15 protein-coding genes, 1 tRNA gene and 1 pseudogene are annotated in these 15,057 nt (G+C 66.6%); 9 read left to right on the forward strand and 8 right to left on the reverse strand.

The genetic code is table 11. The annotated features are described in order from the left end of the window. The first annotated feature begins 34 nt into the window (after positions 1–34). Positions 35–688: a TetR/AcrR family transcriptional regulator gene (locus tag AC3D24_RS02385; RefSeq protein ID WP_489027846.1), complete on the forward strand. Its 654-nt coding sequence runs from the start codon at positions 35–37 to the stop codon at positions 686–688. Here AC3D24_RS02385 and AC3D24_RS02390 read toward each other — a convergent pair. Continuing rightward, entirely contained in the window at positions 685–1,356 is a 672-nt protein-coding gene (locus AC3D24_RS02390) for a cell wall hydrolase (protein WP_489027847.1), read from the reverse strand. The two genes, AC3D24_RS02385 and AC3D24_RS02390, sit on opposite strands and share 4 nt — an antisense overlap. A gap of 94 nt (positions 1,357–1,450) precedes the next feature. Between AC3D24_RS02390 and AC3D24_RS02395 the strand changes: the two genes are divergently transcribed. After that, positions 1,451–1,840: a hypothetical protein gene (locus AC3D24_RS02395; protein ID WP_489027848.1), complete on the forward strand. Its 390-nt coding sequence runs from the start codon at positions 1,451–1,453 to the stop codon at positions 1,838–1,840. Here the strand turns inward: AC3D24_RS02395 and AC3D24_RS02400 are convergent. From AC3D24_RS02400 to AC3D24_RS02410, 3 genes are all read right to left on the reverse strand, one after another. Continuing rightward, positions 1,808–2,662 carry an NAD(P)-dependent oxidoreductase gene (locus tag AC3D24_RS02400; protein ID WP_489027850.1) on the reverse strand — a complete coding sequence of 285 codons (855 nt, stop codon included), beginning with the start codon at positions 2,660–2,662 and terminating at the stop codon, positions 1,808–1,810. The genes AC3D24_RS02395 and AC3D24_RS02400 overlap by 33 nt on opposite strands. Beyond that, positions 2,659–3,519 carry an SDR family NAD(P)-dependent oxidoreductase gene (locus AC3D24_RS02405; RefSeq protein ID WP_489027851.1) on the reverse strand — a complete coding sequence of 287 codons (861 nt, stop codon included), beginning with the start codon at positions 3,517–3,519 and terminating at the stop codon, positions 2,659–2,661. Before AC3D24_RS02405 ends, AC3D24_RS02400 begins: the two co-directional genes overlap by 4 nt. A gap of 143 nt (positions 3,520–3,662) precedes the next feature. Beyond that, positions 3,663–3,752, reverse strand: a tRNA-Ser gene (locus AC3D24_RS02410). A 130-nt stretch (positions 3,753–3,882) separates the two neighbouring features. Here AC3D24_RS02410 and AC3D24_RS02415 point away from each other — a divergent pair. Next, positions 3,883–4,155, forward strand: coding sequence for a hypothetical protein (locus AC3D24_RS02415; RefSeq protein ID WP_489027853.1), 273 nt, complete (start codon positions 3,883–3,885; stop codon positions 4,153–4,155). Positions 4,156–4,158: 3 nt separating this feature from the next. On the opposite strand, the gene AC3D24_RS02420 is transcribed toward AC3D24_RS02415, so the two are convergent. Next, a complete protein-coding gene (locus tag AC3D24_RS02420) occupies positions 4,159–4,311 on the reverse strand; it encodes a hypothetical protein (protein WP_489027855.1) in 153 nt (50 codons plus the stop codon). Positions 4,312–4,542: 231 nt separating this feature from the next. Here AC3D24_RS02420 and AC3D24_RS02425 point away from each other — a divergent pair, with 231 nt between their 5' ends. The 3 genes from AC3D24_RS02425 to AC3D24_RS02435 are packed head-to-tail and all read left to right on the forward strand — an operon-like array spanning position 4,543 to position 6,918. Beyond that, entirely contained in the window at positions 4,543–5,598 is a 1,056-nt protein-coding gene (locus tag AC3D24_RS02425) for an acyl-CoA dehydrogenase family protein (RefSeq protein ID WP_489027857.1), read from the forward strand. A 47-nt stretch (positions 5,599–5,645) separates the two neighbouring features. Continuing rightward, positions 5,646–6,338 carry a PIG-L deacetylase family protein gene (locus AC3D24_RS02430; RefSeq protein WP_489027859.1) on the forward strand — a complete coding sequence of 231 codons (693 nt, stop codon included), beginning with the start codon at positions 5,646–5,648 and terminating at the stop codon, positions 6,336–6,338. Beyond that, positions 6,328–6,918, forward strand: coding sequence for a class I SAM-dependent DNA methyltransferase (locus tag AC3D24_RS02435; protein ID WP_489027861.1), 591 nt, complete (start codon positions 6,328–6,330; stop codon positions 6,916–6,918). Before AC3D24_RS02430 ends, AC3D24_RS02435 begins: the two co-directional genes overlap by 11 nt. A 510-nt stretch (positions 6,919–7,428) precedes the next feature. Here the strand turns inward: AC3D24_RS02435 and AC3D24_RS02440 are convergent. Both AC3D24_RS02440 and AC3D24_RS02445 read right to left on the reverse strand, forming a co-directional pair. Further along, positions 7,429–7,794, reverse strand: a pseudogene (locus AC3D24_RS02440) (glycosyltransferase); the annotation flags it as partial. Positions 7,795–7,841: 47 nt separating this feature from the next. Further along, on the reverse strand, positions 7,842–9,989 hold the full coding sequence (locus AC3D24_RS02445; protein WP_489027862.1) for a catalase: 2,148 nt from the start codon (positions 9,987–9,989) through the stop codon (positions 7,842–7,844). A gap of 182 nt (positions 9,990–10,171) precedes the next feature. Between AC3D24_RS02445 and AC3D24_RS02450 the strand changes: the two genes are divergently transcribed. Genes AC3D24_RS02450 through AC3D24_RS02460 form a run of 3 tightly spaced genes read left to right on the forward strand, consistent with a single transcriptional unit; the run spans position 10,172 to position 13,620 of the window. Further along, entirely contained in the window at positions 10,172–10,963 is a 792-nt protein-coding gene (locus tag AC3D24_RS02450; RefSeq protein ID WP_489027864.1) for a glucose 1-dehydrogenase, read from the forward strand. Then, a complete protein-coding gene (locus AC3D24_RS02455) occupies positions 10,956–12,791 on the forward strand; it encodes a glycoside hydrolase family 15 protein (protein WP_489027866.1) in 1,836 nt (611 codons plus the stop codon). The genes AC3D24_RS02450 and AC3D24_RS02455 overlap by 8 nt, the downstream gene beginning before the upstream one ends. A gap of 25 nt (positions 12,792–12,816) precedes the next feature. Continuing rightward, positions 12,817–13,620: an SDR family NAD(P)-dependent oxidoreductase gene (locus tag AC3D24_RS02460; protein ID WP_489027867.1), complete on the forward strand. Its 804-nt coding sequence runs from the start codon at positions 12,817–12,819 to the stop codon at positions 13,618–13,620. Between the two features lie 179 nt (positions 13,621–13,799). Here AC3D24_RS02460 and AC3D24_RS02465 read toward each other — a convergent pair whose 3' ends face one another. Next, positions 13,800–14,903 carry an NADH:flavin oxidoreductase/NADH oxidase gene (locus AC3D24_RS02465; RefSeq protein WP_489027869.1) on the reverse strand — a complete coding sequence of 368 codons (1,104 nt, stop codon included), beginning with the start codon at positions 14,901–14,903 and terminating at the stop codon, positions 13,800–13,802. Between the last annotated feature and the right edge of the window lie 154 nt (positions 14,904–15,057).

A 15,057-nucleotide genomic window follows, 5' to 3' on the forward strand; every position in this document is an offset into this window, starting at 1 on the left:
TGCGCCGTGCGGTGGCCCTGTGTCAAGAAGGGCGATGTCCGTTCAACCTGCTGCCCGATCTTCCTCCGCCTCTCCGTTCCAGACTGGGGCGGCGCGCGAGGCGTTGCGCCTGGAGAAGCGTGACGCGCTGCTGCGTGCGGCCGTGAGCATGTTCAACGCCCGCGGTTTCCATGCGACTTCGCTCGACGATGTCGCGGCAAGCCTCGGCGTGACCAAACCGGTGATCTATCACCATCTCGGCAACAAGGATCAGGTGCTGTTCGAATGCGTCCGGATCGGGCTGGTACAATTGCGCGAGGCTGCCGAACGGTCGCGACACATCGACGGGGATGGACTGGATCGGTTGAAGGCGTTCCTGCGACTGTATGCACAGGTGACGATGGATGATTTCGGCCGCTGCGTGATCCGGACACCCGACGAAGTGCTGTCACCCGGCGCGAGGGCCGAATTTCGCGCGCTGAAGACCGAGATCGATGCGACGATGCGGGGGATGATCGAGGACGCCGTCGCGGATGGCTCGGCGGCGGTGAAGGATGTGCGGCTGGCCGCATTTACGCTGGCAGGGGCGTTGAACTGGCCGGCGCGCTGGTTCCGGGCGGATGGGCCGATGTCCGCGGAGCAGATCGCGCACGACATCGTCGAGCTCCTGTGTTCCGGGTTGCGGCCGGATCCTCGCGCTGCGTCTTAGGGCCGTTGATAGAAGATGTGCGCGTTCACCTGCCCGATCTTCTCGAGCGACGACCGCCAATAGGGGACCATCCAGTCGGTATGGTAATGCGTCGCGCGACCGACCGCGGCGTAGACATGGCCGTCGAGCGCGCGGCGGGCGGCGCGTCTCGCCTGGTCCCATCCGGCATGTTCCGGGCGGCGCAGGAGCGATCCGTCGCAGGTGAACGAGAACTGGCACCCGGTGGTCCGGCCCGAGCCCTGGTAGACCACGCCGCACACCGTCTTGGGAAAGCCGCGCGCGCGGACCCGGTTGAGCACGACCTGGATCACCGCGCGCTGGCCATCGCGGTCGGTGCCCGCTTCGTAGAGCGCGACGGTGGCGAGGCATTCGACCGCCTGTTCACGGGCCGCTTCACCGCCGCGGAAGACGAAGCGGTCGGCAGCTTTGCGATCGCGGCTGATGATCGGCACCAGCGCATTCGACGCGCGCGCCTCGGCCATCGTCAGTATGCGCGGCGAAGATCTGGGCTGCGATCTGGACGGCCACGGGAGGCGCGTGATCGAGCCGCAAGTTACCGCCACCACGACCGCGGTTCCCAGGATCAGCAGCCAATGTTCGTGCGACAGCCCGCCCCGCGATCGGCGGCCGCGACGTCGGCGTGCAGGGGAGGGACGGGCGGTCGCCATGGGCCCAGCATTTAGCGCAAATCGCGTACCGGGCCAGTCGGCAAAGCGGTCCCCGCCGACGCAGCCGGAACGGCACGTCCGGCGTTGGGCGGTCATGAGCCGTATGAAACCTGCCGGGGAAACCCATCCCGTGACTCCCGACGGTCGTTATTTCGTGGTGCGCGGACGATTGTGGCGGACGTCCGATCCCGCTTTGCCGCCGGAACGCCGCGCGACGCTCGTGCATGACCTGATGCAGGCCCGCCGCGACGTCGGTACCGCCGGGCGCAGTGCGGACTCCGCGGCGGAAGCCGATGCGCGTGCGCGGGTCGACGCGGCGAAACGCGGGCTCGGCGAGCGCGGGCCGGTCTGGTGGTCCGACGGCGCGCCCGACCTCAATCGCCACATGGTCGCCAATACCGATTATGCCGCGTGGTATGCGACGGTGGACGCGTCGCGCACAACTGATCGGTCAGTCGAGACCGGCGTTACGACGCACCGCTAGCCCAACGCCCGCCCAGTCGATGTCTTCGCCACCCTGCGCGATCGCCCCGCGCAGATGGTCGCGAACGATTCCGAGCAGCGGCATCGGCGTCCGCGACGCCCCGGCGGCGGCATCGACCAGGTTCATGTCCTTGAGCCCCAGCGGCGCGGCGAACCCGGCCGGCTTGAACCGGTCCTCGACCAGCATCGCGCCGTAATTCTTGTAGACGGGCGCATCGAACAGCGTGCCGGTCAGCACCTCAAGCAGCAGGCCGCGATCGACGCCGCCTTTCTCCGCGAGCGTCATCGCCTCGGCCATCGCCTCGACCGCGGCCATGATCATGAAGTTGCCGCTGAGCTTGACGAGGTTGGCCGCCGACGGCGTCTCGCCGATCCGGAACAGCTTCTGGCCGATCGCGTCGAACAGCGGTTCGCAGCGATCGATCAACGCCGATGCGCCCGCCGCGACCACGAAGAGCGCACCGGCTTCGGCGGCGGGTGGCCGACCGAACACCGGGGCGGCAATGTAGTTGCCCTCGGCAGCGAGACGGTCCGACAGAGTCAGGCTGATCGTCGAATGCGAGACGTGCAGCGCCGGACAGCCGCTGATGCCGCCCGCGCCGTACACGACCGCTTCGAGCGCGCTATCGTCGGCGAGCATCGACATCACGACCTCGCCGCGGGCGACGTCCGCCGGTGTTCTCGCGAGCGTGGCACCGGCTGCGACCAGCGCGTCTGCCTTATCCGGCGACCGGTTCCAGACGGTGACGTCGTGCCCCGCCTTGACCAGGTTCGCCGCCATGGCACTGCCCATCTGGCCGAGCCCGATAAATCCGATCTTCATGCGACGTCTCCTTTCATATGGGCGGCGAATGCCTGGGCATAGTCGGGGTGCCAGCGCGACAGGGCGGGTCGGTTCTCGATGATGTCGCCTGCGGACCATGCGATCCGTCGCTCGTCGACCGCGCGACTGACGTCGTTGTCCGGGCACAGGATGTAGAAATCGCCAGCGGCCATGCGGGCGATCAGGAAGTCGGCGACCTGGTCCGCGGTCCAGGCGGCGTCGGGTTTCTCGACGATGCCGCGGCGCTCGCTGAAGCCGGTATAGGTGAAGCCAGGGATCAGCAGGTGTGCTGTGATCCGCCCCTCGGTCGCGATCAGGTCGTGCGCCAGCGATTCGGTCAGCGCCTTCAGCCCCGCCTTGCTGACGTTGTACGCGGTATCGCCGGGGGGCAGCGTGATGCCCTGCTTCGAACCGGTGTTGACGATCGCACACGGCCAGTCGGCAGCGAGCATGTCGGGCAGAAACCGCTGGATCCCGTACAGCGGCCCCATCAGGTTCGTGGCCAGCGTCCTCTCCCAGATGCCGTCGCCGGCAAGGATCCCGCCGCCGCCCTCGCGCCCGGCATTGTTCAGGAGCAGCGCGACCGATCCTGCCGCCGATGCGACTTGGTGGAGGGTCGCGATCCGGGCGGGGTCGCCGACATCGACCGGGACGGTTCGGACGTCGATCCCATCGTCGCGCAGGCGCTCGGCGGCGGCGTCGAGCGCGACACCGGGAAGGTCGGCGAGGACGACGATCATCCCCGCTTGGCCAAGCCGGCGGCCGACCGCGAGGCCGATCCCGCTAGCCCCGCCGGTGACGACCGCGACCTTGCCCGCCGTGATGGCGGGATGATGGAGTGGTTCGGATAGGGGCACGCATTTCTCCTGGCCGCCCTGACCGCACGCGGCGTGGTCAGGGGGACAGGCTCAACCGGTCGCGTAGGCCTTGCGTTCCCCGGCATACGACATTGGCGCGGATGATCGCGTCATCGTCGGGTCCTGCGACTGGGGCGGGGGGCTGGCGGAAGAGGTGGGATTCGAACCCACGGATGAGTTACCCCATCGCTGGTTTTCAAGACCAGTTCCTTAAACCACTCGGACACTCTCCCTCGCCGGCGCTCGGAAGCGTCGGAGGACGGCGTCTAAGCGGAGAGCGTGCCGATCGCAACCGTTGCGATACGCGGATCGCAGGCATGCGCGCGATTGCGCGGGAGGCGGGCGCTCGGCTAGGCGCCGTGCATGGACCTCGACGCGATCTCGCAGCATTTCTTCGGTACGACCGACATCGATACGCTTAGCCCCGAGGCTTTGGAAGCGGGACGCGAGCGCGTGTCGATCACGTTCGGGACCGAGCGTGAACCGGGGCGGCGGTTTGCGCTGTGGGCGGTACTTCGCGCGACCGGGCAGGCGCCGGCACCGCACGTCGCTTTCAAGGACGCGCGGGAAATCCGGGCGGCCGAGGCCTATGCGGCGGCGATAGGCTTCGCCGAACGGTCCGACGAGCACGACTAGCCGTCAGGCGGCGCGGCGCTCGGTCAGCGCGCGGTCGATCCGGCGGATCAGATCGGCGATCTGCGGTCGGTCATAGCTCGCGGTCAGATCCTGGTGCCTTGGCGACGCGCACATCCGCTTGCCGACCAGCGCGAAGATATCCTGTTTGTGTGCCATCGATCCGTTCCTTCCGTTCGGGCCACTATGCCGGCCAAGCGTTAACCAAAGGTTCGGGGCGGATTCGGATCCGGTTAACCGTTGTCGGGGACGATCGACGCAACGCTCTCGACGGTTTGGCGTTCTAGTCGCAGAGCGGCCGTATCGAATGGTTCGCCGGGCGCGGGGATTGATCCACTGACCAGACTATCGCCGGCACAATCGCCCATTCATCCAAAGGGTTGGACGACCTTGGAATCGGTCCGCGCGCTAGCGGCGGACTGGGATCGCAGCAACGGGGACGAGGTTTTTCCTGCCGACCGCGTCAGGGCGCTACACGCGGCGGGTGCACTCGCGGAGTTCGTCGATGTCTCGGCTCCGGAGCAGACCGACGCACTCGTCGATGTCCTGCGCGCGATCGGGGGCGCCGACCTCAGTCTCGGCCGCGTATTCGAGGGTCACGTCAACGCCGCCCAGCTCGTCTCGGCCTATGGCGACGATGTGCAGCGACGGGCGTTGGCCAGCGATCTGGAAGCCGGGCGGGTGTTCGGGGTCTGGAACACCGAGCCGACACCCGGCCTGTCGATCCGGCAGGACGGGACCGATCGCTGGGTACTCGATGGCCGCAAGAGCTTCGCGACCGGGGCAGGGCATCTCGACGGTATCCTGGTCACCGCGCGCGATGCCGATGGTGGCAAGCAGCTCGTCCTCGTTCCGATCGCCGGCGAAACCGCTCGTGCCGACAACAGCGGCTGGCAGGTGCGCGGCATGCGGGGCACCTGCAGCGGGCTGTTCGATTTCTCCGGCATGGCGATCGGTCCCGAGGGAATCATCGGCGCGCCCGACGTGTACGAGACCGAACCGCGGTTCAGCGCCGGCGCGTGGCGGTTCACCGCGGTACAGCTCGGCGCGATCGAAGCGCTGGTGCGGCATCTGCGCGATCACCTCGTCCAGACCGGCAAGGGCGCCGACCCGATCCAGCGCGCCCGGTTCGCGACCTGCCTCACCGAGACGCGCAGCGCCGGGCTATGGGTGCGCCGCGCCGCGCACCTCGCCGAGACGCAGGCGGCGGAGGCGATCCCGTTCGTGCTGATGACCCGCGGCGTCGTCGAGGAGGCAGGCCTGAAGACGATGGAGGCGGCGGCACGATCGGTCGGCACCGCGTCGTTCTTCGCGGGCAGCCGGATCGACCGGATCACCCGCGATCTCGGCCTGTATCTGCGTCAGCCAGTGCCCGATCAGGCACGCGACCGGGCGGCGGCGGCGTGGCTCGAGGATGATTGCTGGGGCGATGATCGGTGGTGGTAGCGCCGGGCCACCGCGCCTGGAGCGACCTTTTCCGTCGATCGCGCCCGATGTCGGCAGGCAGGGCGGCGGCGCAAGGGCCGTGGTTGATCCTGGCGCCGCATCCCGATGACGAGACGCTCGGCTGCGGCGCGCTGATCGCGGCGATCTCTGCTGCGGGGGGACGCGCCTATACCGCGTTCGTCACCGATGGCGCAGGTTCGCATCCGGATGCACCGGGCTGGAGCGGCAAGCGCATTGCGGCTTTGCGTCGGACCGAAGCCGCCGCAGCCTTGCACATCCTGCGCGGCGCGCCTGCGCTCCATCTCGACTGGCCCGACGCAGCCCCTCCCAAGCCCGGCGACCCCGCCTTCGACCGTACCGCAGACCGGCTGGCAGCATGGTGTCGGGCACGCGGTATCCGCCAGATCGCGGTGACGTGGGTCGGCGAACCGCACTGCGATCACGAAGCCGCCGCCGCGCTCGCGCAAGCCGTCGCGGCGCGGACCGCGGTTCGCCTCTACCATTATCTTGTCTGGGGGTGGACCGTAGCGGACGTCGTGCAGCGCGTCCGCAATCGCCGCGTCGTCTCGATCGACACGAGCGCGAGGCGCCCGCAGCAACGCCGTGCGATGGCCTGCCACCGAAGCCAACGCGGCGGCCGTATCGTCGGCGCCGCCGAGAACTTCCGCCTGCCGGGCGCGATGCTCCGACTGCTCGACCGGCCCACAACCCTGCTCCTGGAGATTCCCCGTGCGGCGTGAACACTCGATCGAACCGGCGTATTTCGAGGCGCTCTACAAGGACAAGGGTGATCCCTGGGACTTCGAGACCAGCGCCTACGAAGCCGCCAAATACGCCGATACGCTCGCCGCACTGCCACAGCCGCGCTTTGGCAACGCCCTCGAAGTCGGGTGCGCGAATGGTGTGCTGACCGCGCAACTGGGCCCGCGTTGCGACGCCTTGCTCTCGGTCGACGTCTCGCAAACGGCGTTGGCCTCGGCGCGTGCGCGGTGCGCGGATCAGCAGAACGTGACGATCGAACAGCGCCGCCTGCCGGACGACGCGCCCGAGGGACCGTTCGATCTCGTGATGTTGTCGGAAGTCGTCTATTACTGGGACAGCGCCGACATCGTCCGGCTCGCCGCCTATCTGCGCAGCGCGGTAGCGTCAGGCGGGTACGTGATGCTGGTCCACTGGATCGGCGAGACCGACTATCCCAAAAGTGGGGATGACGCCGTTGCCGAACTCCATGCCGCGCTCGGTGATCGCGTATTGATCGTTCGCAGCGACCGGCACGAGGCTTATCGGCTCGATCTGTGGCGGCTGGAAGGTCCGGCTTAGGCGGATCAGCGACTGGGCTTCCCGGATCGCCGCGGGCAGCGTGGCGAAGGTCAACTGGTCGTCCGGTTTGGCGACGGTGGGGTCGAGCGCCGCCACCACGGCATAGGTTTCGTGCAACGGTGCGTCGATCGGCTGATCGATCCACCGCGCCACTGCATCGGCCATGCCGCCCGGCGCGCGACCCGAGATCCGGCAGGACGTGAACACGCGCACGTTCAACGGGTGACGCACCTGGCCGCCATGCGCGCGGATGCGATCGAACAGGGCACGGTCCTCGGCTACCGACGGCGTGGGCGCCCCGCCGATCCGACGGTACATCGCGTGCGTGAGGGCTATGCTCGCGCCGCCTTCGTAGAAATGGCGAGGCCACGTGTCGTGCGCCTCTGTAACAGCGCGAGCGCGAAGGTAATCGAGTGCAGTGTAATACCGTCCGAGCTGATCCAGCCGTCGCCGCGCCGTGACACCCAGCGACGCTCGATCCGCCTTGAGCGTTAGCGCGCGACCGGCCACGGCATCATTGCCCGCATCGATATGCGCGACGATCCGCACGATCCAGTCGGCGGCAACGTTAGTGTCCGCATCGGTCGACAGCAGCAAATCCGTATGATGGGTAAGCAGGTCCGCGCCCGCGTCCAACGCCAGACGCCGCGCCCAACCAGCATGCCTCGCACCCGGCAAAAGCGAAACGGCCGACCATGCAAGTGTTGCATGGGTCGGCCGCCAGTTATTCAAAATCTCGACCGTGCCATCGGTACAATCGTTCGCCATTGCGACGATGACGACCTTGCCGCCGAAGCGGCCCGCCGCACGATCCAGTGCGTCCAGGCACTCGCCTAGATACTGGTCTTCGTTCTTGACCGGAATGGCCACCGCCACCGCACGCTGAGCGCACGGTGGCGATGAGCCGGGTCTGATCGAAGCGATCAAGCCGCCTCGGGGTCTTCGAACGCGGGGGCATCGAGATCGACGTTCAGTTCGCGATCCCAGATGCGCAGCTTGCCGAGCATCTTGAGGAACGTGTCGACGTCGCCCTTGCCGCCCAGCGCGATCACGCCGTCGTCCATGTCCTCGTCCTCGATGCCGGCCTTTTCCAGGAACGGCTTCGCCTCGGCGTTGAAGCCGATGAACTTGGCATGCCCGAACGCGTCGCTGACGAAGTCCTTGGCAGTCTTGTCCTTGCCGAGCTTCTTCGCCCCGTCCGCCGACACGACGATCGCGACGGCATCGTAGAGCACCGACGGCGCGCCATCGATCTTCTGCTTGCCTTCCGCGAGCGTCCCGTCGTCGAGCGTCGCGCCGGCAACCTTCGGTGCGATGATCTCGTACGTGGCCTTCGCCGCGACGACCCCGTCGACCAGGGCCTGCACGATCGCAGCCGGTGCCCCGTCGGTGACGAGGATGCCGAGCTTGCGCCCCTCGAAGCTGCCGCTGGTGTTCTTCAGGATGCTGAGGGCATCCGAAGCGGGCAGGTCGGTACGCGTCTCGACCGCAGCCTTGGCCTTGGGCGGCATCGTTTTGAGGCCGAGACCGGTCGCGACCGTCTTCGCGAGCTTCTCGTCGATGTTGAGCAGATGCCCGACCATCAGTTCGCGGATGTCGACGCGTTCGACCTTCGACAGCTCGAACGTCAACGCATCACCGATGTGCTTCTGCTCGATCTCGGTCTGGCTGATGAAGAACTGCCGCGCCTGGCTGTAGTGATCGGCGAACGTCGCCGAGCGCACCTGCGCCTTGCGCCCCGTCTCCTGCGACGGGAAGTGCTTGTAGCCCTTGGTCGGGCTCTCGCGCGGCGTGCCGGCCCAGCTGTTCGGCTCATAGTTCACGCGACCCTTGGGGTTGCGCATCGCCATGTGGCCGTCCTGCTGGTAATTGTTCACCGGGATCTTCGGCGCATTGATCGGGATATGCGTGAAGTTGGTGCTGCCGAGGCGCTTCAGCTGCGTATCGAGATACGAGAAGTTGCGGCCCTGCAGCAGCGGATCGTTGGTGAAGCCGATCCCCGGCACGACGTTCTGCGTGCAGAACGCGACCTGCTCGGTCTCGGCGAAGAAATTGTCGACGAGACGATCGAGCTTGAAGCTGCCGATGATGCGGACCGGGATCTGTTCCTCGGGGATGATCTTGGTCGCATCGAGCACGTCGAATTCGAAATTGTCGGCGAACTCGTCGTCGAACAACTGCACGCCCATGTCCCACTCGGGGAAATTGCCCTGGTCGATCGAATCCCACAGGTCGCGGCGGTGGAAGTCGGGATCGGCGCCGTTGATCTTGACCGCTTCGTTCCACGCAACCGACTGGAGGCCCAGCTTCGGCTTGAAGTGGAACTTGACGTAAGTACCCTTGCCCTCGGCATTGACCAACCGGAACGTGTGCACGCCAAAGCCCTCGACGAAGCGGAAGCCGCGCGGGATGGTGCGGTCGGACATGATCCACATGACCATGTGCATCGATTCCGGGGTCAGGCTGATGAAGTCCCAGAAATTGTCATGCGCCGTCTGCGCCTGCGGGAAGCCACGGTCGGGCTCCTGCTTGGCGGCATGGATCAGGTCGGGGAACTTGATCGCGTCCTGGATGAAGAACACCGGGATGTTGTTCCCGACGACGTCCCAATTGCCTTCCTTGGTGTAGAACTTCACCGCGAAGCCGCGCACGTCGCGCGCCAGATCGGCCGAGCCCTTGTTGCCCGCGACCGTCGAGAAACGCAGGAACATCGGCGTCTGCTCGCCGACTTCGGTGAGAATGCCGGCGCTGGTGAACTCCTCGAGGCTCTCGGTCAGCGTGAACGTGCCATGCGCACCATAACCGCGCGCGTGCACGACGCGCTCGGGAATACGCTCGTGATCGAAGTGGAAGATCTTCTCGCGGAAGTGGAAATCCTCGAGCAACGTCGGCCCGCGGTCGCCGACCTTGAGCGAATTCTGGTCGTCGAATACCGGGATGCCCTGCTGCGTCGTCAGCACGTCGCCGTCGCCGCTGGCGACCTGGTGGAGTTCGCCGCCTTCGCCGATCTGCGTCTCGAACTTGGCGCCCTGCGGGGGCGTGCCGGTATCCTTGGCGATGGTCTTGGTCATGTGCCGTCCTCGTAGCTTCTCAGGACCCACAGCGCGCGGGGCGGGCTAAGAGTTGCACTGAAAATGGCGAGTTAACCCAGATCAGCGAGATTGCCCGCCGAGAGCGTGGGTGAGGGCATGGGCAGGGAGAAATGCCGGAGGGCGCGCGTTAACCCGCGATAATCCTCAGCGAAAGATCAGCCATGCATATCGACCTGACAGGCCAGGCCGCGATCGTTACCGGCGCGAGTTCCGGCCTCGGCCGCGCCTCCGCCATCGCCTTTGCCAAGGCCGGCGCGAAGGTCGCGGTCAACTACAACAGCAGCGCGGACAAGGCGCGCGAAGTGGTCGAGGTGATCGAGCAGGCGGGTGGCGAAGCATTCGCATGCGAGGCGGATACGTCCGACGAGGCAGCGGTGCTGAAGCTGTTCGACGAGACGGTCGAGCGCTTCGGCGGCGTCGACATCGTCTTCGCCAACGCGGGCATGCAGAAGGACGCGGCCTATGCCGACCTGACGCTGGAGGACTGGAAGCGCGTCATCGACGTCAACTTGACCGGGCAATTCTTGGTCTCACGCGAGGCCGTGCGCCGGTTCCGCAAACAGGGCGACCGCGGCTTCAGCCGGTCGATCGGGAAGATCCTGTTCATGAGTTCGGTGCACGAGGTCATCCCCTGGGCGGGCCACGCCAATTACGCCGCGTCGAAGGGCGGCAGCGGGATGCTGATGCGCACACTCGCGCAGGAGATCGCGGGCGACCGCATCCGCGTGAACGGCATCGCTCCCGGCGCGATCGCGACCGAAATCAACGAGGATGCGACCGCCGACCAGGACAAGCTGCTCGAACTGATCCCCTACGGCCGGATCGGCGATCCCGAGGACGTCGCCCGCGCGGCGCTGTTCCTGGTGTCGGATGCGGCGGACTATATCGTCGGCTCGACGCTGACGATCGACGGCGGCATGAGCCTGTATCCCGGCTTCCGCGATAATGGGTGAGCTTGGGGACAAGCCCGCCATATCGATCGCGGATCACGGCGCGATCGGTAACCTGGAGACGATCGCGCTGGTCGATACGGCGGGCACGATCGACTATCTCTGCTGGCCGTGCCTCGACAGTGCCTCGGTATTCGCGCGGTTGCTCGACAGCGAGAAGGGCGGGCATTTCGCGGTCGCGCCTGATCTTCCCGATGCGCGGATCATCCAGATGTACCTGCCCGAGACCAACATCCTGCTCACCCGCTGGATGGGGACGAAGGCCAGCGTCGACCTGGTCGACCTGATGCCGGTCGGCAACGACGTTGACGATGCACCGCCGCGGCTGGTCCGACGGCTGACCTGCACGCGCGGCGCGGCGACGATCCGCGTGCGGTGTGCGCCGCGATTCGATTACGGCGCGGCGGGGCGCAAGGCATCGGTGACCGTCAACGGCGCCGCCGTCTCGCGCGGGCGGTTTGATCACGAGACCGGCTTGGCGCTCGCGTTGCACGGTGCGGCTTCGCTGGTCGTAGACGGTTGCGACCTCACCGCCGAAATCCACCTGAGCGAAGGCGACACCGTCTCGCTGATCCTCAGCAACCCCGACGACGTCTCGCTCGATACCGAAGCGCTCGATGCGATCGTCGATAAGGACATCGCTTATTGGCGGACATGGAGCCGCCAGTCGCGCTATCGCGGCCGCTGGCGCGAGACCGTCGAGCGCTCGGCGATGGTGTTGAAACTCCTCACCTCGCGCAAGCATGGCTCGATCGCGGCCGCCGCCACCTTCGGCCTGCCCGAGGCACCCGGCGGCGTCCGCAACTGGGATTACCGCGCGACGTGGATCCGCGACTCCTCGTTCACCGTCTACGCGCTGCTACGGCTGGGCTTCCAAAGCGAGGCGGTCGGCTTCCTCCACTGGACGATGGACCGCGCACAGGCGTGTTCGAAGGGCCACCTCGGCGTGATGTACGCACTCGACGGCGGCCCGATCGCCGACGAACGCGACCTCGACCTTGCCGGATTCGAGGGCGCTTCGCCGATCGTCGTCGGCAACGAGGCGAAGGACCAGACGCAGCACGACATCTACGGCGCGCTGCTCGATGCGACCTATCTCGGCACCAAATACGGCGAGCCGATCGCGCATGATTCCTGGATGGCGATCTGCCGGATCGTCGATCAGGTCTGCGAGACTTGGGCGACGCCGGACTCTGGGATCTGGGAGGTCCGAGGACCCAAGAAGCATTACCTCCACTCCCGGCTGATGAGCTGGGTCGCGGTCGACCGCGCAGTGAGGCTCGCGCAGAAGCGCTCGCTCCCCGCACCGCTCGTGCGCTGGTCCGAGGTCCGGACGGCGATCAACCAGGATATCTGGGCGAATTTCTGGAACGACGATCTCGGCCGTTTCGTCCGCGCGATCGGCGATGCGCCCGAGGACAAGGCGGTCGACGGCGCGTTGCTGATGATGCCGCTGGTGCGCTTCATCGGCCCGACCGATCCCAAATGGCTCGCGACGCTGGAGGCGATCGGCGACGACCTGTCCGACGACGGGCAGGTGTATCGCTACAGGATCGACGACGGCCTGCCGGGCACCGAGGGGACGTTCGTCGCCTGCTCGTTCTGGTACGTCGAATGCCTCGCGCGGGCAGGGCGGCTGAACGAAGCGCGCTGGAATTTCGAAAAGCTGCTCGCGCACGGCAACCATCTCGGGCTGTTCGCCGAGGAAATCGCGCAGGACGGCAGCTTCCTCGGCAATTTTCCCCAAGGTTTCAGCCACCTCGCGCTGATCAGCGCCGCCTTCTACCTCGACCGCGCGCTCGACGATGGCGGCCCCAAGGCCTGGGCATGACCTTCACTCCGACAAGGATACGACCATGAACCTCGATATCGCAGGCAAGATCGCGCTCGTCACCGGCGCCGACAGCGGCATGGGCAAGGAAACCGCCCGGATGCTGCTCCAGGAAGGCGTGCGCGTCGCGATCACCGACCAGCCCGGCGGCGACCTCGACGCGAGCGCCACAGAGTTGAAGGCACACGGCGAGGTGATCGCGGTGCAAGCGGACCTGACCAAGCTCGACGATGTGAAGGCGCTGTTCGCCAAGGTCCGCGAGCAGCTCGGCGAGCCCGACATCCTGGTCAACTGCGCAGGCGTGACCGGCGCGACCGGCGACTTCCTCGACGTTGACGATGAAGGCTGGCAGTCGACGCTCGACATCAATCTGATGGGCGCCGTCCGCGTCTGCCGCGAGGCGATCCCGGCGATGCGCGCCGCGAAATGGGGTCGGATCGTGCTGATGAGTTCGGAGGACGCGGTGCAGCCCTATGTCGACGAACTGGCCTATTGCGCGTCGAAGGCAGGCATCTCCAGCCTCTCGAAGGGGCTGTCCAAGGCTTACGGCTGCGACAATGTCCTGGTGAACACCGTGTCGCCCGCCTTCATCGCCACGCCGATGACCGACAAGATGATGAAGAAGCGTGCCGACGAAAAGGGCACCAGCTTCGACGAGGCGATCGAGACGTTTCTCGAGGAAGAGCGCCCGGGAATGACCCTGAAGCGCCGCGGCACCGCGGAAGAGGTCGCGTCGGCGATCGTGTTCCTCTGCTCCGAGCGCGCAAGCTTCATCAACGGCGCGGATATCCGCGTGGACTCGGGGTCGGTGATGACCGTGGCGGGTTAAGCCGCCAACCATCTACCACTCCTATTGGAGCGGAACCGAGCAACCCTCCCCCGCCAGGGGGAGGTGGCAGGCACTTGCCTGACGGAGGGGGAGGCAGGTGCAACCGATGTTGCGTGTTCCTCCCCCTCCGTCGCTCCGCGCCACCTCCCCCTGGCGGGGGAGGATTGCAGGAGCGGGGCTTATCCCTCGAACAGATCCTTATACTGCCGCGGCTGCGAACGCAGATACTGGTTAGGCGCCTTAACCTTCCCCCCAAGATGCGCCGCCGCATGCCAAGGCCAGCGCGGATCGTACAAAATCGTCCGAGCCAGCGCGATCATGTCCGCATCGCCCGTCCCCACAATCGCCTCAGCCTGCTCGAAATCGGTGATCAGCCCGACCGCGACGACCGGGATCGACACCGCCTGCTTGACCGCACGTGCCAAGGGCACCTGGTAGCTCGGGCCAACCGGGATCTGCTGCGCCGGCGTATTGCCGCCGCTCGACACATGGATCGCACCACATCCGCGCGCTTCCAGGGCCTTTGCAAACGCCACCGTCTGCTCCGAATCCCAGCCACCCTCGGCCCAGTCGGTCCCAGACACGCGCATTGTCACCGCCCGTTCGGCCGGAAACGCAGCGCGAACGGCATCGAACACTTCGAGCGGGAACCGCATCCGGTTTTCTAAGCTGCCGCCATATTCATCCTCACGGCGGTTCGACAGCGGCGACAAGAACTCGTGCAGCAGATAGCCGTGTGCGCCATGCAACTGGATCACGTCGATCCCAAGCCGCGCGGCGCGCACCGTCGCTGCCACGAACGCATCGCGGACCTTTGCCAGACCTTCGCGGTCGAGGGCGACCGGTGCGTTTTCCTCCGGCAGGAACGATACGGCAGAGGGCGCCTCGGTCTGCCAGCCGTTCGGCTCGCTCGGCGCGATCTGCAGCCCGCCCTTCCATGGCAGGTCGCAGGACGCCTTGCGCCCGGCATGCGCCAGCTGGATCGCAATCGGCATGTCGGACCACCGCCGCACGCTCTCGATCACGCCAGCCATCGCGGCTTCGGTGGCGTCGTCGTAGAGCCCGACGTCGCCATACGTGATCCGCCCCTCGGGCAGCACCGCGCTCGCCTCGATCGTCAGCAACGCCGCGCCCGACAGCGCGAGCTGCCCCAGATGGATCTGGTGCCAGTCGTTCATGCAGCCGTTTTCGGCCGAATACTGACACATCGGCGCGATCACGATGCGGTTTGCGAGCGTCAGGTTGCCGACCGTAAGTGGCTCGAACAGTTTTGGCCCGCTCATGCCAGGATCGACCGGGGAGTGGAAGGAATGCGCATGATGGCCCCTTGATACGTGGAATGATACGGCGAAACTCACCGCGTTGAGCGGAACATAGGAAGCCGCGAGCGGGTTTCACGGCAAGGAATGCTGCACCGCGATAAAGCCGCGCCCGCAG

The organism is Sphingomonas sp. SL1004 (genome assembly GCF_057815015.1).